This is a genomic window from uncultured Bradyrhizobium sp., from assembly GCF_936943645.1.
Classification (GTDB): Bacteria; Pseudomonadota; Alphaproteobacteria; order Rhizobiales; family Xanthobacteraceae; genus Bradyrhizobium.
On record NZ_CAKZJO010000044.1, the window covers coordinates 1 to 17,745 of the forward strand.

General features: G+C 66.3%; 19 protein-coding genes. 8 read left to right on the plus strand and 11 right to left on the minus strand.

Annotated elements, in window-relative coordinates:
• The first annotated feature begins 480 nt into the window (after positions 1-480).
• From Q0743_RS06390 to Q0743_RS06400, 3 genes are all read left to right on the plus strand, one after another.
• Positions 481-1,836: a caspase family protein gene (locus Q0743_RS06390; RefSeq protein WP_298240728.1), complete on the plus strand. Its 1,356-nt coding sequence runs from the start codon at positions 481-483 to the stop codon at positions 1,834-1,836.
• 26 nt (positions 1,837-1,862) lie between these two features.
• Positions 1,863-2,378: a hypothetical protein gene (locus Q0743_RS06395; protein ID WP_298240729.1), complete on the plus strand. Its 516-nt coding sequence runs from the start codon at positions 1,863-1,865 to the stop codon at positions 2,376-2,378.
• 150 nt (positions 2,379-2,528) lie between these two features.
• Positions 2,529-3,767 carry a hypothetical protein gene (locus tag Q0743_RS06400; RefSeq protein WP_298240730.1) on the plus strand — a complete coding sequence of 413 codons (1,239 nt, stop codon included), beginning with the start codon at positions 2,529-2,531 and terminating at the stop codon, positions 3,765-3,767.
• Here Q0743_RS06400 and gmk read toward each other — a convergent pair.
• The 7 genes from gmk to fabD all read right to left on the minus strand — a co-directional run bounded on the left by gmk (position 3,700) and on the right by fabD (position 10,455).
• On the minus strand, positions 3,700-4,359 hold the full coding sequence (gmk, locus tag Q0743_RS06405) for a guanylate kinase (RefSeq protein ID WP_298240731.1): 660 nt from the start codon (positions 4,357-4,359) through the stop codon (positions 3,700-3,702). The two genes, Q0743_RS06400 and gmk, sit on opposite strands and share 68 nt — an antisense overlap.
• A 3-nt stretch (positions 4,360-4,362) precedes the next feature.
• Positions 4,363-5,250 carry a YicC/YloC family endoribonuclease gene (locus Q0743_RS06410; RefSeq protein WP_298240732.1) on the minus strand — a complete coding sequence of 296 codons (888 nt, stop codon included), beginning with the start codon at positions 5,248-5,250 and terminating at the stop codon, positions 4,363-4,365.
• A 114-nt stretch (positions 5,251-5,364) separates the two neighbouring features.
• Positions 5,365-6,636 (minus strand): endolytic transglycosylase MltG, encoded by a 1,272-nt coding sequence (gene mltG / locus Q0743_RS06415; protein WP_298240733.1) that lies wholly within the window; start codon positions 6,634-6,636, stop codon positions 5,365-5,367.
• Between the two features lie 125 nt (positions 6,637-6,761).
• Positions 6,762-8,027 (minus strand): beta-ketoacyl-ACP synthase II, encoded by a 1,266-nt coding sequence (fabF, locus tag Q0743_RS06420; RefSeq protein ID WP_247281617.1) that lies wholly within the window; start codon positions 8,025-8,027, stop codon positions 6,762-6,764.
• Between the two features lie 108 nt (positions 8,028-8,135).
• Positions 8,136-8,375: an acyl carrier protein gene (locus Q0743_RS06425; protein ID WP_008130699.1), complete on the minus strand. Its 240-nt coding sequence runs from the start codon at positions 8,373-8,375 to the stop codon at positions 8,136-8,138.
• A 315-nt stretch (positions 8,376-8,690) separates the two neighbouring features.
• Positions 8,691-9,428, minus strand: a complete 738-nt coding sequence (fabG, locus tag Q0743_RS06430) for a 3-oxoacyl-[acyl-carrier-protein] reductase (RefSeq protein ID WP_298240734.1) — start codon at positions 9,426-9,428, stop codon at positions 8,691-8,693.
• A gap of 67 nt (positions 9,429-9,495) precedes the next feature.
• Positions 9,496-10,455 carry an ACP S-malonyltransferase gene (gene fabD, locus Q0743_RS06435; protein WP_298240735.1) on the minus strand — a complete coding sequence of 320 codons (960 nt, stop codon included), beginning with the start codon at positions 10,453-10,455 and terminating at the stop codon, positions 9,496-9,498.
• A gap of 368 nt (positions 10,456-10,823) precedes the next feature.
• Here fabD and Q0743_RS06440 point away from each other — a divergent pair, with 368 nt between their 5' ends.
• Entirely contained in the window at positions 10,824-12,002 is a 1,179-nt protein-coding gene (locus Q0743_RS06440; RefSeq protein WP_298240736.1) for a GGDEF domain-containing protein, read from the plus strand.
• Positions 12,003-12,060: 58 nt separating this feature from the next.
• Here Q0743_RS06440 and Q0743_RS06445 read toward each other — a convergent pair whose 3' ends face one another.
• Together Q0743_RS06445 and Q0743_RS06450 are read right to left on the minus strand one after the other, a co-directional pair.
• A complete protein-coding gene (locus tag Q0743_RS06445) occupies positions 12,061-13,086 on the minus strand; it encodes a fatty acid desaturase family protein (RefSeq protein WP_298240737.1) in 1,026 nt (341 codons plus the stop codon).
• Between the two features lie 3 nt (positions 13,087-13,089).
• The gene (locus Q0743_RS06450) at positions 13,090-13,785 is read right to left on the minus strand and encodes a TetR/AcrR family transcriptional regulator C-terminal domain-containing protein (RefSeq protein WP_298240738.1); all 696 of its coding nucleotides are present in this window, start codon (positions 13,783-13,785) and stop codon (positions 13,090-13,092) included.
• 343 nt (positions 13,786-14,128) lie between these two features.
• Here Q0743_RS06450 and rpsF point away from each other — a divergent pair, with 343 nt between their 5' ends.
• From rpsF to rplI, 4 genes are all read left to right on the plus strand, one after another.
• Positions 14,129-14,596 (plus strand): 30S ribosomal protein S6, encoded by a 468-nt coding sequence (gene rpsF, locus Q0743_RS06455; protein ID WP_298240739.1) that lies wholly within the window; start codon positions 14,129-14,131, stop codon positions 14,594-14,596.
• A gap of 5 nt (positions 14,597-14,601) precedes the next feature.
• Positions 14,602-14,841, plus strand: a complete 240-nt coding sequence (gene rpsR, locus Q0743_RS06460; protein WP_007592020.1) for a 30S ribosomal protein S18 — start codon at positions 14,602-14,604, stop codon at positions 14,839-14,841.
• A gap of 127 nt (positions 14,842-14,968) precedes the next feature.
• Positions 14,969-15,946: a hypothetical protein gene (locus tag Q0743_RS06465; RefSeq protein WP_298240740.1), complete on the plus strand. Its 978-nt coding sequence runs from the start codon at positions 14,969-14,971 to the stop codon at positions 15,944-15,946.
• Positions 15,947-15,997: 51 nt separating this feature from the next.
• Complete coding sequence (gene rplI / locus Q0743_RS06470) at positions 15,998-16,597, plus strand: 50S ribosomal protein L9 (RefSeq protein WP_298240741.1); 600 nt, start codon at positions 15,998-16,000, stop codon at positions 16,595-16,597.
• Between the two features lie 38 nt (positions 16,598-16,635).
• Here rplI and Q0743_RS06475 read toward each other — a convergent pair whose 3' ends face one another.
• Positions 16,636-17,103: a PaaI family thioesterase gene (locus Q0743_RS06475; RefSeq protein WP_298240742.1), complete on the minus strand. Its 468-nt coding sequence runs from the start codon at positions 17,101-17,103 to the stop codon at positions 16,636-16,638.
• A gap of 11 nt (positions 17,104-17,114) precedes the next feature.
• Positions 17,115-17,711 (minus strand): TetR/AcrR family transcriptional regulator, encoded by a 597-nt coding sequence (locus Q0743_RS06480; protein ID WP_298240743.1) that lies wholly within the window; start codon positions 17,709-17,711, stop codon positions 17,115-17,117.
• Between the last annotated feature and the right edge of the window lie 34 nt (positions 17,712-17,745).

A 17,745-nucleotide genomic window follows, 5' to 3' on the forward strand; every position in this document is an offset into this window, starting at 1 on the left:
TGCCGCCGGCACCCGGCCTTCCCTGCGCCCTTTGGCCTTCAAAGCGCGCGAACGAAGCGACAAAGCTCGGGCGAAATGCGCCGCGAGAATGAGGACGCATGTCTGCAGTCGAGCTGAAAGTTGGAGGACGCTGACCGCTCATCACGCTCCGTCCTTGCGAGGAGCCCTTGCGACGAAGCAATCCAGAATCCCTCCGCGGAGAGATTCTGGATTGCTTCGCTACGCTCGCAATGACGGCGGAGAGAGCGGCGCCACACTCCGCTCGTGCCCCGGACGCAGCGCAGCGCCCCCTTGGCGGTGCGCTGCAGAGCCGGGGCCTACATCGCAGCGGAGTCCAGCGCGTACTGGGTCCCCTGCGCCGCAACGCATATGCGTTGCAGCTTGTCCGGGACAGGAGCCTGCCCTACGCCGTCCCTTTCCACCCGCTTTTCGCCGGCACGCCGGGCTGATACACTGGCGCCATTACTTTGGGGAATTTTGATGCGCGCGAGCATTTTAAATCGCGTCCTTTTCAATCGCGTCCTGGGGCTGGCGGCGCTGGCCCTGCTTGTCGTCACTGCGGAGCCGGCAACGGCCGAGAAGCGCATCGCGCTCGTGGTCGGCAATTCCGCCTACAAGAACATCACGCCGCTCGACAATCCCTCGAAGGACGCGGGCCTGATGGCGGAGACGCTCGGGGCGCTCGGCTTCACGCTGGTCGGCGGGCGCGCCCAGCTCGATCTCGACAAGGGCGCGATGGACATCGCGGTGCAGAGTTTTGGCCGCCAGGTCCAGGGCGCCGACGTCGCGCTGTTCTATTATGCCGGCCACGGCGTTCAGGTCGCCGGCTCCAACTATCTCGTGCCGGTCGGCGCCAATCCGACGCGGGAGGCCGATGTCGACTTCCAGATGACCGACGTCAACCTCGTGCTGCGCCAGATGCAGGGCTCCGGCACCCGCCTCAACCTCGTCATCCTCGATGCCTGCCGCAACAACCCCTTTGGCTCGCGCGGCCTTCGCGCCGCAGATGGCGGACTTGCGCAGATGCGCGCGCCCGAGGGCACGCTGATTTCCTACGCGACGCAGCCCGGCAACGTCGCCCAGGACGGCGCCGACGGCCACAGCCCCTACACCAAGGCGCTGGCCACCACGATCCGGGTCGCGGGTCTCGACGTATTCCAGACCTTCAACCAGGTCGGCCTCGCCGTAAAACGCGCCACCGCCGGCGCGCAGCAGCCCTGGGTGTCGTCCTCGCCGATCGACGGCACGTTCTTCTTCGTGCCGCCAACGCAAGCCGCGCCGCCGCAGGTTGCGGCGATGCAGCCCGATCCCTTGCCGGCGGAGCGTCTGCGCGCCGATCCCGACCGCGTTCCCTTGCGCGATGCCGCGCTGCTCAGCGAGCTCAGCGAGCGGCTCTACGAGCTCAATTTCGATCCTGATACGCCCGACGGCCTGACGCGCGCGATCACCAAGCTGCAGCAACGGATTTCGATGGCGCCAACAGGCGAAGCCACCGAAGGCCTGTTGTTGCGGATGCGCAAGATGGAGGATCTCAAGCCCTGGGGCTCGATCGTCTACGGCCCCGACAGCAGCAAATGGGGCATCTCCTGGAATCATGCCTCGCGACGCGCGGCGGTGGCGGATGCGCGCGGCAATTGCGCCGGCGCCAAATGCCCGATCGAACTCTCCTTCTACGGCAGGAGCTGCGGCGCGTTTGCGATCTCCGACAAATCCTGGTCGCTGGTCCAGCGCGAGGGCGTGCAGCGGGCCAAGGACGCCGCGCTTGACGAATGCGGCAAGGCTGGCAAAGCTTGCCGCATTATCGGAGCCGTCTGCGCCGACGGCTCCGGCCGCTGATCCTTTTTCAATTTGGATTTTTGCTCATGCTCAATGCCGTCACCCGTCCGACCGCCCTCGCCGTCCTTCTCACCGCCATCCTGGCTGCAGCGTCCGCCTTGTCGCCTCTGTTGGCGCAATCCGGCAGTGCCGGCGGCTCGATCGGCAATGACGAGAAATCGCTGTCGGGCTCACGTTCGGACCGCTCGGCCGAGCCCGCACCCCCGGCGCGCCGGAGCAAGCCGGCAGCCGAGGAGCCGCGCTCGTCGTCGCGGCGAAGCGGCGGAGGCGGTGGTGGCGGCGGCGGCTTCGACGGCGCCTGGGTGGTGACCAGCGTCGGCTGTGGCGGCTCGACGTCCGGCGCGGTCGTGGTCTCCTCGGGCAAGGTCATCGGCCAGGGCGTCAGCGGCACGGTCAGCGCGAGCGGCTCCGTCAGGACGTTCGGTCATGGCGACGGCGGCGTGACCTTCACGGGGGCGGGACGTCTTGGCGGCCGCAGCGGTTCCGGAACCTGGCGCCGTTCCGATGGGTGCGGCGGAACCTGGACTTCGGCGAAACAGTAGCGGCGAAAGGGCCCTGTTTCGCTGCGGAACAATCATCCCGCAGGCCCAATTCAAGCCACATCCTCTCCGGATTTGCGGCTCATTGCCACCCAAGTCTTTGATGACAAAGGGCTGGTTAAGAGTTGCGTCATGCGTAACCGGGAGACCAGGATGGGCAACCGCACCGCAAAGTTCATATCCGCGCTTGTCGGCAGCCTCATCGCCGGCGTGCCGCTCGCCGCCGTGTCGCAGAACGCGCCGGCCACATCGAGCGCGGCCGGCCCAGCCGCCGACTGCCTCGCCTCGCCGAAGGGCACCGCGCCGCAGGGGCAGCACTGGTACTATCGCCTCGAGCGCACGACCAAGCAGAAGTGCTGGTATCTGCGCGCCGCCGGCGACAAGGACAGCGCGAAGGCCGCGCAGACCGCGCAAGCCACGACCGAGCCATCATCGGATTCCGCGGCACCGCCGCAGCAGACGGTACAGGACGCGCACGCCGAATATATGGGGCCGCGGAGCAGTGCAGCCCCCAAGGCGCCGAGCGCGACCACGCAGGCCTCACCGACCGCCCCGCCTCCGGCACAACAAGCCGCGAACCAGGCTGAGAGCAGCGCCGAGCAGCCTCCCGCCGCCGCGCCATGGCCCGATGTCGCCGCGGCGCCCGCCGCACCAGCGCCGCAGCCCGCACCCGCCGTAGCCACAGCCGCCGCGCAGCCGAGCGCAAAGCCGTCAAAATCCCCTGCCCCGCTCCCGCCCGCCGCAACCGACGGCTCGACCGACAAGCCCGGCGGCTCGGTGCAGATGCTGCTGCTGGTGATCGGCGCCGCGCTGGCGCTCGCGGGCCTCCTCGCCAGCGTGATCTACCGTCTCGCTCGCCGGCGCGTGCGCGTCCAGGCTGCCGACCGCCGCGGCCATTGGGACGATTGGGCGCCGCAAGACCACGACGCAAGCCGTGCCCCCTGGCAGGATGCAAGGCTGGCCGCTGCGCTGCGCCCGCAGTCGGGACCGGTCGACTTCGACGAGGTGCGCCCGCCGCAGACCGCGCAACTTGCGGCGTTCACCAAGGAGATCGGCAGGATCGCAGCCCAGTCAGCCTCGGTTCGCGACGAGGCCGCAGAGCTCGACGAAGCCGACATCTTCAACGGAACGTTCGAGATCGAAGCCGCGCCCCGGCTCGTGGCCCAGCACAGCAACGAGATTCAGGAGGTCGGCGCCAACAAGCCGGTCGCCCGCGAGGAAGGTCATCGCGATGAGGAGATGCAGATCGAGGACACCGTCGACGTCGACGTGATCACCGCAATGCTTGAACAGTTGGCGAAACAAGGGCCGCGGTTGCCGCAGCCTAGCCCTGAAGCTGCCCTTGCAGACCTCGCACAAAGCCAACGAGGCCAATCCGCCGCTCGCGCTTGAGACGCTCGGCCTTCAGGATCGACTGAACCTCGGCGAAGGCCTCGTCGACGTCGTGGTTGATCACGATGTAGTCGTACTCGGCCCAGTGGCTCATCTCGTGGCTGGCGCGGCTCATGCGCTTGCGGATCACCTCGTCGGAATCCTGCGCGCGCGAATGCAGGCGCTTCTCGAGGTCGGCGGCCGAGGGCGGCAGGATGAAGACGCTGACGACGTCGGCGCGCGCTTTCTCGCGCAATTGCTGCGTGCCCTGCCAGTCGATGTCGAACAGCACGTCCTGCCCCGACGACAGCGCGGCCTCGACCGGCGCGCGCGGCGTGCCGTAGCTGTTGTCGAACACCGTGGCCCATTCCAGCAGCTCGTCGCCCTTCACCATCGCATCGAAGCGGGACTTGTCGACGAACAGGTAATCCTTGCCGTCGACCTCGCCCGGCCGCATCGACCGCGTTGTCGCGGAGACCGACATCTTCAGGCCGGCCATGCGCTCGATCAGAAGACGCGACAGCGTCGTCTTGCCCGCGCCCGAGGGCGAGGACAGCACGAACATCAAGCCGCGCCGCTCGACACCGTCAGTTCCGTGACCGCCTGATGTCATCGATCACTCCAGATTCTGGACCTGCTCGCGGAACTGCTCGACCACGTTCTTCATGGCGAGGCCCGTATTGGTCAGCTCGATGTCGTTCGACTTCGAGCAGCAGGTGTTGACCTCGCGGTGAAACTCCTGAGCCAGGAAGTCGAGCTTGCGGCCGATCGGGCCGCCCTTGCCGATCAGCTCGCGCGCCTGGGCGACATGCGAGGCGATCCGGTCGAGCTCCTCGCGGATGTCGGCCTTGGTGGCGATCAGGATCGCCTCCTGCATCAGGCGGTCGGAATCGAAACGGTCGGAGGTGTCGAGAAGGCTCGCGATCTGCTCGGCGAGCCTGGCCCTGATCGCCTCCGGCTTGCGGCCGGGCGCGGCTTCGGCCTTTTTTGCCAGCTGCTCGATCTCGTCCACCCGCTGGGTCAGGATCTGCCCGAGCGAGGTGCCCTCGCGCCTGCGCATCGCGACGAGCTCGTCGAGCGCCTTGTCGAAGGCCGCGGCGGCCGCGGCGCGCGCGGCCTTGTCCTCCTCCTCGTCCCCCTCGGGCTCGGCGACCTCGACGACGCCCTTGATGGCGAGCAGGCCGTCAATGCTCGGCGCCACCGCGTCGACCTTGCCGGCGATCACCGCGGCGGCCTTCAGCACCGCGTTGAGCACGTCCTCGTTGACGCGGACCGTGGCGGCCGCATTGGTGCGCTTGACGTTGAGGTTGGCGTAGACCGTGCCGCGCGACAAAAGCTCGCCGGCGCGCTTCTTGGCATGGGCCTCGAGCTCGTCGAACCCCTGCGGCAACCGGACCCTGAGGTCAAAGCCCTTGGCGTTGACCGACTTCAATTCCCATTCGAACGTGTACGGCCCGCTTGCGCCGTGGCTACGGGCAAAGCCGGTCATGGACGACAGCGCCATCAGGTCAAAATCTCCAGAAACGCGGGATTCGCGAGGCATCAAGCCACGCGAATCTTAAGACTATTTTGCAGGAAAGTGGAATCCGCAAAGTCCGCAGGCAGATCTGTACAGCGCCTAGCGCTGGACCACCGGCGGCGACGGCTGCACCGCGCCCTGCCGCGCCGGTGCTGCGGGGCGTGCCGCCGGCGGCTTCTTCTGCTGGCTCGGCCGGGCCGGCGTGGTTGCCGTGGGCGTATCGGTCGCGCCACCGGGTGCGGCCGCGGCGGGCGGCGGCGCATCCTCGGCCGGCTCGACCGTGTCGTTCTGGATCTGCTTCTCCATCGCGCGCAGCTTGGCGACGTTCTTCTGATGCGCGTCGTACGTCTCGGTGAAGGCATGTCCACCGGTGCCGTCGGCGACGAAATAGAGGTCGCGGGTACGGGCCGGATTGGCGGCGGCTTCCAGCGAGGCGCGGCCGGGGTTGGAGATCGGACCCGGCGGCAGGCCTTCGATCACATAGGTGTTGTAGGGCGACGGCTGCGTGATCTCGCTGCGCTTGATCGGACGGCCCAGCGTGCCCTTGCCGCCGACGAGGCCGTAGATGATGGTCGGATCGGACTGCAGCTTGATGCGCTGCTTCAGGCGATTGACGAACACCGCAGCGACGCGGCTGCGCTCGTCGGGCTTGCCGGTCTCCTTCTCGACGATCGAGGCCAGCGTCACCAATTGCTCCGGCGATTTGACCGGAATGTCCTGATTGCGGCGCTCCCAGATCTCGGCAAGCACGCGCTTGTGCGCCTGCTGCATGCGCTGGATCACCTGGTCACGCGGTGTGCCGCGCGGGAACTTGTAGGTCTCGGGCAACAGCGTGCCCTCGCGCGGCAGCTCGCGCACGCTTCCGGTGAAGATGTCGTTGTCGGACAGGCGCGCCACGATCTGCTCGGAGGTCAGGCCTTCCGGAATCGTGACGGCGTGCTGCACCACCTTGCCCTCGACGATGGTGGCGATGACGTCGCGGAGCGAGGCGTTCTTCTGGAACGCATATTCACCCGGCTTGAGGTCCGAGCTCGCCTTCAGCGCGGCGACGCTGGCGATGAACACCCAGGGATTGATGTCCGTCACGCCTTCCCGGTTCAGCGTCTCCGCAATGTCGCGCTTGCCCGCGCGCTGCGGGATGTTGACGATCTTGTCTTCCTTCAGCGGTCCCGGCGCCTCGAGCACCTGCCGGCCGTAATAATAGACGCCACCGGCGCCGAGCATGGCGATCAGCAAAAGGGTGATGATGGCGTTGCCGACGACCACGAAGGGATTGCGGGCACGGTCCGACCGCTTCGGCGGCGGCGGAAGCTGCTCGGGCTCCAGCGCTGCCCGCGGACTCCGGGGCGAAATGGGCGGCCTTTCACTCATCGAAGCAACCTGAATCCTGCCGGTTCAATAGCGGCCCGGCAATCGCTTGCCGAGCCAAATGCACGCGCCCACTTCCATGACTATCGCCGAATACGGCAAAACGGTGGATTCGTCTCAAACGCAAACTAATTGGCCAGACGCCGGACGATCACCGACGCATTGGTACCGCCAAAACCAAAAGAGTTCGACAAGGCGACATTCACCTCACGCTTCTTCGCCGTGTGCGGCACGAGGTCGATTGCAGTCTCCACCGACGGATTGTCGAGGTTGATCGTCGGCGGCACGACATTATCGCGAATCGCGAGAATGGCGAAGATCGCCTCGATCGCGCCGGCCGCACCGAGCAGATGTCCCGTCGACGATTTGGTCGAGGACATCGCGACCTTGGAGGCGGCATTGCCGAGCAGACGCTCGACCGCACCGAGCTCGATCTCGTCGCCGAGCGGCGTCGAGGTGCCGTGCGCGTTGATATAATCGAGATCGGATGCCGTGAGGCCGGCGCGCTTGAGCGCCGCCGACATGCTGCGGAAGCCGCCATCGCCGTCGGGCGACGGTGAGGTAATGTGATAAGCGTCACCCGACAGGCCGTAACCGATCACCTCGGCATAGATCCGGGCGCCGCGGCGCCTTGCGTGCTCGAGCTCCTCGAGCACCAGGACTCCGGCGCCCTCGCCCATGACAAAACCGTCACGGTCCTTGTCGTAGGGGCGCGAGGCCTTCTCGGGCGTCTCGTTGAAGCCGGTCGAGAGCGCCCGCGCGGCGTTGAAGCCGGCGATGCCGATGCGGCTGATCGGCGACTCGGCACCGCCTGCGACCATCACATCGGCATCGCCCAGCGCAATCAGCCGGGCGGCATCGCCGACGGCGTGCGCGCCGGTCGAGCAGGCCGTGACCACCGAATGGTTCGGTCCCTTCAGGCCGTGCGCGATCGAGACGTAGCCGGAGGCGAGATTGATCAGGCGGCCCGGAATGAAGAACGGCGACACCCGGCGCGGTCCGCGCTCCTTCAGGAGGATCGCGGTGTCGGCGATGCCGTTGAGGCCGCCGATGCCGGACCCGATCATGGTGCCGGTGGCGCACTTGTCCTCTTCGGTCTCGGGATGCCAGTTGGCGTCGTCGAGCGCCTGGCCGGCCGCGGCCATGCCGAAGATGATGAAGTCGTCGACCTTGCGCTGGTCCTTCGGCTCCATCCACTTGTCGGGATTGAAGGTGTCGTTGGACCCGTCGCCGCGCACCACCGTGCAGGCGATCTTGGTCTGGAGATCGGAGACATCGAAGCTCTCGATTCTGCGCGCACCGCTTTCGCCGTTGAGAATGCGCTTCCAGGTCGGCTCGACGCCGCAGCCGAGTGGCGAGACCATGCCGAGACCCGTGACGACAACCCGCCTCATATCCGATAACTCCGCATCGAAAGATTCACGGCCAATAACAAGAAACCGGCTGACCGCTGCGAAGCGGCCCGTCCGGTTTCAATGTTGTCCCCGCGAAAATGAAGAGCCTTAGCTCTTCGCGTTCTTCTCGAGAAACTTCGTGGCGTCGCCGACGGTGAGAATCGTTTCCGCAGCGTCGTCCGGAATCTCGCAACCGAATTCCTCTTCGAACGCCATCACCAGCTCGACGGTGTCCAGACTGTCGGCGCCGAGGTCGTCGATGAAGCTCGCAGCGTCGACAACCTTCTCGGGTTCAACACCAAGGTGTTCGACCACGATCTTCTTAACCCGCTCGCCAATGTCACTCATTGCTTAACCTCGTGTTGTTCCCTGTAGACCCGACCCCCCGGGACGATACGAGCCGTCGTGGTCGTGTTACTTGCCTTCGCTTACGAACTTTGATTTGGCCCCATCCTAACCGATACAGGGCCCGGCGAACGACGGCCAAGGCTCCGCATCGCCAATATACAGGGTTTCAAAAACCTGCAATGGCGTTCTTTGCCCATCCGTTGAAGGTCCGGTTATCATACTTCAATTGCCTTGACTACAAGCCTCATTTCCCTCCGGAAACGGCCGTTTGCCGCATCCGGCACCGCCCCATGTGGGCAGTGCGGAACGAGGGCTTCAGATCATGGCCATGCCGCCGTTGACGTGGATGGTCTGGCCGGTGACATAGGCCGCTTCGTTCGAGCTCAGGTAGACCGCGGCGGCCGCGATGTCCTCGGGCGTCCCCAGGCGGGCGGCCGGAACCTTGGCCAGAATCGTTTCGCGCTGCTTGTCGTTGAGCGCGTCGGTCATCGGCGTCTTGATGAAACCCGGCGCGATGCAGTTCGCGGTCACGCCGCGCTTGGCGTATTCAGCGCCCAGCGTCTTGATCATGCCGATCAGGCCCGCCTTCGACGCGGTGTAATTGCCCTGCCCGGGATTGCCGGTGACGCCGACGATCGAGGTGATGGCGATGATGCGGCCGAAGCGCTTGCGCATCATCAATTTGGTCGCGGCGCGCGCCAGGCGGAAGGTCGAGGTCAGGTTGATGTTGATGACCTCCTCCCAGTCCTCGTCGCGGAGCTGCACGAAGAGATTGTCGCGGGTGATGCCGGCATTGGCGACGAGGATGTCGACCTGCCCCATCGCAGCTTCCGCGGCGGGCACCAGCGCCTCGACCTCGTCGGCCTTGGAGAGGTTGCAGGGCAGCACATGGGTGCGCTCGCCGAGCTTGCCGGCCAGTTCGTCCAGCACTTCCTTGCGCGTGCCCGAGATCGAAACAGTGGCGCCCTGTGCGTGCAGCGCCTGCGCGATCGCGTTACCGATGCCGCCGGTCGCGCCTGTGACGAGCGCCTTTTTGCCAGTCAGATCGAACATCGAATACTCCTCCAAAGCACGATCCGGAAAAGTGCGCAGCGGTTTTCCGGAAAGATCGTGCGCAAATTCAGCTCTGCTTCGCAGCGGCCAGTGCGTCCTTGGCGGCGGCAATGTCGTTGGGTCCGGCGACCGAAACGCCGACGGCACCGTCCGCAATGCGCTTGACGAGGCCGGTCAGCACCTTGCCGGCGCCGATCTCGAAGAAGCGGGTGACGCCCTGTCCTGCCATATAGGCAACCGACTCGCGCCAGCGCACCGTGCCGGTGACCTGCTCGACCAGGCGGCGGCGGATCTCGTCGGGATCGGTGATCGCGCTCGCCAGCACGTTCGACACCAGCGGCGCAGCCGGCGCCTTGATCGTGACCTTCGACAGCGCGTCCGCCATGGCATCGGCAGCGGGCTGCATGAGCTTGCAATGGAACGGCGCGGACACCGGCAGCAGCATGGCGCGCTTGGCGCCCTTGGTCTTGGCGATCTCGACGGCGCGATCGACCGCGGCCTTGTCGCCGGAGACGACCACCTGCCCGCCGCCATTGTCGTTGGCGGCCTGGCAGACCTGCCCCTGCGCCGCTTCATTCGCGACTTCCATGGCCGCCTCGTAATCGAGGCCGAGCAGCGCGGCCATCGCGCCGGCGCCGACCGGCACCGCCTTTTGCATCGCAAGACCGCGGGTGCGGAGCAGACGGGCGGTATCCGAGACCGTCAGGCTGCCGGCCGCCGCCAGCGCCGAATATTCACCGAGCGAGTGGCCGGCGACGAAGGCAGCGTCCCGCCCCACGGAAAAACCAGCTTCAGCTTCCAGCACGCGGAGGGTGGCGACAGACACGGCCATCAGCGCGGGCTGCGCATTTTCGGTGAGCTGGAGGGTTTCGGCCGGACCATCCCAGATGATCGCCGTCAGCTTTTCCCCAAGCGCGGCATCGACCTCGTCGAACACGGCGCGCGCCACCGGAAAGGTATCGGCCAGGGCCTTGCCCATGCCAACCGCCTGGGACCCCTGCCCCGGAAATGTGAATGCTGCCGTCATCGGCGCTCCCTGGATCGCTTGGTCTTCGAGAAGCCGGCAGCCGACTACGTCCGGCCCAGGCCTTGGTTCCCGATCATGCTCCGAAGGGGGCCGTAGACAACGTCCGGGGCTGCGCTGTCAAGCCGCGATGGCGCCGGCGGGGCGCCGGGCCCCAGGCATCGCAGCCCAAAAACCGTCCATTGCGAGGGACCCGGGCTTCCCCCCGCGGGGAAAGCATTTACGCTGTCGGGAACTTGGTTCCCCGACTTAAGCGGCCTTAAATGCCGGTCGCCTAGGGTGCGGCCATGGCAACCGCGCTCCCACAGATGTCGATGACTTCCGCTTCAGCCGGACAACCGCCGCGGCCTTGGCGTACGCTGCAGGCCTGTGTGGACTGGCTTCTGGCAGGACCGCGCCCGCAGCCTGACGACATCCACAACGAATTGCTCCAGCAGCGGACCAACAAGACGAAGACCCTGGTCGTCGCCGTGGCGGCATCATTGCTGATCGCTTCGCTGTCCGCCGCACTGACCGGAGCCGCCTGGGCCTATGCCTGGGTGCTGGCGGAAATCGCCCTCGGCAGCACGCGCATCTCGCTGATGATGAGAGCCCTCGCAAAAGCCAAGCGGGATCGGCGGGCGCCGGTGAACGTTGCCCCGATCTGGGCAGGGCTGACCTCGGTCGTCCTGATTTCTGCCGGCTGCTATCAATGCGTCGCATCCGGCATCATGCCGCTGATCCTGATGGCCGGCATCGGCCTTGCCAATCTCGTCGGCGGCATCGCCTCACGCAACGCCGGCACGCCGCGCTACGGCATTCTGCTGATCTGCATCCTGACGCTGCCCTTCGCGGTGGCCACGCTCCTGTCACCCGTGCCGTTCCTGTTCATCATCGGCCTGCAGACGCCGGTTTACACGGCAGGAATGATCTTTCTTCTGTTGGAGAACCACAAGATCCTGCTCGACCTCTACCATTCCGAGCGCAACAACCGCCTGATGGCGCATCACGACCTGCTCACCGGCCTGCCCAATCGCGCCCTCAACCAGAAGCTCTTCGCCAGGATGCTCGACGGACCGTGGCCGGACGCAGCGACGACATCGAAGCTCACGGTGTTCTGTGTCGATCTCGACGGCTTCAAGGGTGTCAATGACCGGTTCGGCCACGCCGCAGGGGACGCCGTTCTCGTCGCCGTGGCGAAGCGCCTCCGCGACAGCGTGCGCGACGCCGACGTCGTGTGCCGCATTGGCGGCGACGAATTCGTCATCCTGCTGCCTGATGTCACCGACCATGAAGCTACGACCGTGGCGCAGCGGATCATCGCGCGCGTAGCGGAGCCGTTCGAATTCGAGCCGGCGGCCCGGGTCGGGGCCAGCATCGGACTGGCATCGGCACCGCGCGACGGCGTCACCGCCGACGAATTGCTGAGCGCCGCCGATCGCGCCATGTACGAAGCCAAGCGCCGCGGCAAGGGCGCCTTCGTGATCCATGCCGACACGGTCGAAGCGGCCACGCTCGTCCCCGAAGCGACAGCGTTCCTCCCTGCCCCGAGAGTTGCGGCACGGGCCTAGATTCCAGCTCGCTCGCGTTTCCTTGCGCTTGCCGGTGTTCACTCCGCTCGAAAGCGCTCTAGAAGCCGCCCGCCTTCTGATCCGCGCCGACCTCGGCGCCGGCCCGCGCGCGACGCGCGCTGCTCGCCAATTGCCCCGGTCTGTCGTCGCGATTCGGCTTGGCCGTGGCGAGCCGCAACACGGCAGCGTAGTTCGGCTGCACTTCCATACGGTCGGCATGCCGGCTCGCACTCAGCAGCCGGTGGACCTTCGGCAGATTGTAGCAGGGCACATAGAACAGCAAATGATGCTCGAGGTGATAGTTCACGTAGTAGGGCGCGATGAAGAGGCGCTCGAGAAGATTGGCGTGCGTGGTGCGGGTGTTGCGCAGGGGATCGCTGCTATCGGGGACGACGGCGTGCTCGGCGATGTTGCGGATGCGGGTGATGACCATCATCCAGGTCAGCAGCGGCACCAGCCATAGCAGCGGATAGGCCCACCACACGCCGGCGGCCACGCACCCCGCAAACATCACGGCGTTGACGATGCATTGCGGGCCGAGCTTCTCCCAGAAATGCGCCAGGCGCTGCCGCCACTGCCAGTCCGTCGGGCCGAGCGCGTTGAGCAGCTGCGCCTTGCGCTGCTGGTAGCCGGTCTGTCCGGTAATGTCGCGAATGAACTTGCGGCGGTAGCTCAGCTTGGTGATCGGAAACGGCGCCGACAGCACGAGATCGGGATCATCCTCCTGCTGCGTGCGCGCATGGTGCTGCAGGTGATAGCGCCGGTAGCTGCGCGTCTCCGCAAACAGCGGATAGGCGCAGAACCATTGGCTCAGCGTCAGATTGGTTTTCTCGTCGGCCGACAGGCAGCCATGCGCGCCGTCATGCATCAGGATCGCAAGGCCGAGCTGGCGCGAGCCGATGATGGCAACGGCGAGAACATAGGTGACCGGATTGGGCCACCACGCGACCAGCGCAACCGCGCCAATGATCAGCGCCCAGGCGTGCACGATCAGGGCGATGCCCTTCCAGGTCACGCGCTGGCGCACATCGGCGAGTTGATCGTCGGTCAGGAAGTCGCGGGCCCGCATGCGAAGCGCGGTCATGGCCTACCCCTCTTCATTCGAATGTGACGCGTCGTCGACGAGCCGCAGGCGCGCCGTGTCGCCAGCGGATTTCGCCTGCTCGCCGAGCACGCGCAGCATCTCGGCGCACAGTGCTTCGGGCGAGCGGCCCATCGCATAGCCTTCGAGAATGATTCCGATGGCGACGGCCCAGAAACGCCGCGAGCTTTCATCGGGTGCGCGCAGCGAGCGCCAGCCGTGCCGCGCCACCTGGCTTGCATAGGCGCGCGCGCCTTCACTGTGCAGGCGCTCGATGGTGCGCTCGACCAGCGGCGCCAGATCCTGGCGGCGCCGCGTTAATGTCAGGGCCTCCGCAAAGAACGCGACGGAATCGCTTGCCGTCACGGTCTCCGCCAGCGCGTGCGTGTAGTCCCGCGGCGTGCGCGCCTTCAGCGCCGCCTGCTCGGTCGCACGCGCCAGATACAAGAGGTCGCGGCAGGCGCATTCGACGAACAGCGCCTCCTTGGTGCGGAAATAATAGGTAATCTGGCTCGGGAATGCGTCCGCGGCGGCGGCGATGTCGGTGATCGCCGTACCCGACAGCCCCCGCTCCCGGAACAACGGGCTCGCCGCATCCAGCAGCAGCGAGCGCATCTTGCGGCCGGCCGACCGCGTCGCGCGAGCGGCGTGCTTGGGATCGCCCGCTGCCTCAACCGCCTCCTGGACCGACTTTTCCACCATTGGGGTCTCCCGCGGATTTGTTTGTATGATATACAAACAAATAAATCAAGGCGGCATGGTATTGGAGGGTGCGCGGCGGGCCCCTCCGCCGGGGCAGCCGAGGCCGAAATCCGGCCCTCCAACCTTGCAAAGCCGGCCAGAATCCGTATAAGGCGCGCATCCGCAGACCCCGGCCGGGAGCTGAACGGACGGTCTCAGCAAATCATTCGTGATTTTGGTGTGGCAGGGCCAGTCGGCCCGTCGTCCCGTGTTTCCGCCTTCTGAGCTTAATCCCAGAGTCCTTTCCGAAGGCCTCTGAAGGGCTTGACGCCGGGCGATGCGCCAACACGAGGAAAGGACCATCATGGCTCTTTATGAGCATGTCTTTCTCGCGCGTCAGGACGCGAGCACGCAGCAGGTCGAAGAGCTGACTGCGCAGATGACCGGCATCGTCGAAGGTCTCGGCGGCAAGGTCACCAAGACCGAGAATTGGGGCGTTCGCTCCCTCACCTACCGCATGAACAAGAACCGCAAGGCTCACTTCGTGCTGCTCAACATCGACGCGCCGGCTGCGGCGATCGCCGAGATCGAGCGCCAGGAGCGCATCAGCGAAGACGTGATCCGCTATCTCAGCGTTCGCGTCGAAGAACTTGAGGAAGGCCCGTCCGCGATGATGCGCAAGGCTGACCGTGATCGCGAGCGTGACGATCGTGGCGGTGGCTTCCGCGGCGAGCGTGAAGGCGGCTTCCGTGGCGACCGCGAAGGCGGTTTCCGCGGCGATCGCGGCCCGCGCCGTCCGCGTGACGAAGCTGAAACCACGGATGCGGAGTAAGAATCATGGCTGAAGCTGGTGCACGCCGTCCGTTTTTCCGTCGTCGCAAGAGCTGCCCGTTCACGGGCGCCAATGCTCCCAAGATCGACTACAAGGACTCCAAGCTGCTGATGCGTTACGTCTCCGAGCGCGGCAAGATCGTGCCGAGCCGCATCACCGCGGTGTCCGCGAAGAAGCAGCGTGAGCTCGCCCGCGCCATCAAGCGCGCGCGGTTCCTGGGCCTCTTGCCCTACGTCATTCGCTAAGACGAATTCAGCCGGCGGCGATATCGCCGCCGGCTGCGCTCTTTAATTTCATAAGGCTTCCGGGTCGTCCGGTCGCCGATGGTTGGGGCAGGAAGCCTCTAACCGCTCGAAGGGAGCGGGACAGCTGATGATGCCATTTGTGCTGATAGCCCTGATCGCCGGCGCTGCGTCGGCCCTGATGTTCGCCTCGATCATTTCGGGCGCGCTGATCTCGCTCGTCCTGTTCTATCTCGCACCGCTCCCCCTGATGGTCGCCGCGATCGGCTGGGGCCCCCTTTGCGCGAGCCTTGGCGGCATCGGTGCCGCGATCGGCCTCGGCGCCCTGTTCGGCCTGCCCTATTGCTTCGCCTTCGCCGTCACCGTCGCGCTGCCGGCGTGGTGGCTCGGCCATCTCGTTCTGCTCAGCCGTCCCGTGGGAGCTGCCGCGCCAGACGCCGCCACTGAGCCGGCTGCCGGGCTTGAGCTCGAGTGGTATCCGGTCGGCCGCATCCTGCTGTGGCTCGCCGGCTTCGCCGCGCTGACCACGATGGCCGCCCTGCTCACACTCGGGACCGACGCCGACACCATCATCGGCACGCTGCGGCGCGGCCTCCTGCGCCTGCTCCGGGCCACCGACCCGCAAAGCGCCGGCGAAGTCGGTCAGTTCGTCGACGCGCTGGTGCGCATCGCACCGGCTGGCGCCACCGTCATCGCGATGATGACACTGACCCTCAACCTCTGGCTCAGCGCCAAGGTCACGGCGACGTCAGGCCGGCTGCGGCGCCCCTGGCCCGATATGATGACGGCGGAGCTGCCGCCGATGACGCTGGTGGCGCTCTGCATCGCGCTCGCCTTCTGTTTCACCGGCGGGCTGCTCGCGATCGCCGCGCAGATCATCGCGGCGGCGTTGATGATGGGCTATGCGCTGACCGGCTTCGCCGTGCTGCATACGCTCACGCTGGCGCTGAAGAGCCGCACGTTCTGGCTCGGCTCGACCTATGCCGTCGTGGTCGTGTTCGGGTGGCCGGTGATCGCGATGGTGATCCTCGGCCTTGCGGACGCCGTGTTCGGCTTCCGCGAGCGCTTCCTGCGCAGCAGGCAACCGCCGCCACTGCCGACCCCTTGAGTTCAAACCCGAAACCGAAACCTTAGAGAGCACTTCAAAAGGAGAACGAATATGGAAGTCATTTTGCTGGAACGCGTGAGCAAGCTCGGCCAGATGGGCGAAGTCGTGAAGGTTCGCGACGGCTATGCCCGCAATTTCCTGCTCAAGCGCGGCAAGGCGCTGCGCGCCACCGCCGACAACAAGGCCAAGTACGACGGCATGAAGGCCGAGCTCGAGGCCCGCAACCTCGCCTCGAAGGGCGAGGCGTCCAAGGTCGCCGAGAAGATCGAAGGCAAGAACATCGTCGTGATCCGTCAGGCCTCGGAAGCCGGCCAGCTGTTCGGCTCGGTCAACGTGCGTGACATCGTGATGGCGTTCGAAGCCGACGGCATCTCGCTGGCCCGCCCGCAGATCCAGCTCGACGCACCGATCAAGGTCATCGGCAAGCGCTCGATCACCGTCGCCGTCCATCCCGAGGTCGAGATCGAGATCACCGTCACGGTCGCGCGCAGCCAGGACGAGGCCGAGCGCATCAACCGCGGCGAGGACATCTCGACCCGCAACGAGGACCGCGACGCGGCCGCCGAGGCGATCGCCGCCGCCGGCGAGTTCTTCGATCCGGAAGCCCAGCACGACGAGGTCGAGCCGGCCCCGGCTGCGGAAGAGAAGTAAGCCTCGCATTCGTGACGAGACTGCGAAACCCGGTCGCCTCAGGCGGCCGGGCTTTTCGTTTTGGCGGCGACGTCCTCGCTCAGCATCGCAATCGAGGCCAGCGCCGTCGCCGTGTGCTTCTCGACCCCATCGCTGACGCAGAACACGTCGGCCGCAACCACCGACACCTGACGGCCCGGCTTGATCACCCGGGCGCGGCAGATCAGCTTCTCGCCGACCGCAGGCGACAACAGATTGAGCTTGTATTCCGCCGTCAGCGCCGGCTGGCCGCGCGAGGTGGCGGCCGCGATCGTCGTGGCGTTGTCGACCAGGAAGGCGGTGACGCCGCCGTGGAAGAAGCCGTGCTGCTGCAGCAGCTCCGGCCGGCGGTCCACCGCAATCGTGCAGGTGCCGCGCGTCAATTCCGACAGCTCGGCGCCGACCAGGTTCATGAAGCCCTGCCGGCCGACATTGGTGTGGATGTGCTCGGCGATCGGTGCAAATTCCGGATCAGCGTCGGCTCGCATGCGGTCTCTCCTTATTGCTTGTTGATGCGATCGAATGGTCTCAGCGCGCGAATGGCGCAGGCGATCAGCGTGTCGGCCTCGACGCGCGGATCGGCGCGGTCGCGTCCCGACAGGAACGCGCGGCAGAAGATCTGCGCCGGCCCGATGAGCTGGCTGACGAACATCCCCGGCGTCATCGGCAACAGCTCGCCGCTCGCAACCAGCGGCGCGCGCCAGCGCTCGATGCCTTCGGCGAGCCGCGCATTCCGCGCCCGTTGGGCGTCGCGCACCTCCTCGCCCCACTCGCTGCGCGAGATCTCGAACAGGTAGCGCGCTTCGCGCCGGCTGGTCACAACCCAGTCGAGATGAGCCCGGATCAGACGATCGACGCCTTGCTCGGCACCGGGCGCAGGATCGAGCGCCGCCAGCACCGCGGCGTGGTAGTGCCTGAGCACCTCCAGGAACAGCGCGCCCGCGAGCTCCTTCTTCGAGCCGAAGGCGTGAAAGAAGCTGCCGTTGGAGGCGTGCGCCCGGGCGCGGATCGCGGCGACCGTCGCAGCTTCGAAGCCGACGCGATCGAACACGGCAAGTCCGGCCGCCAGCAAATCGTCTCGCACGCTCGCCGTCATCGACGCCTCCTAGAGTGTTACTCTAGAGCAGTGC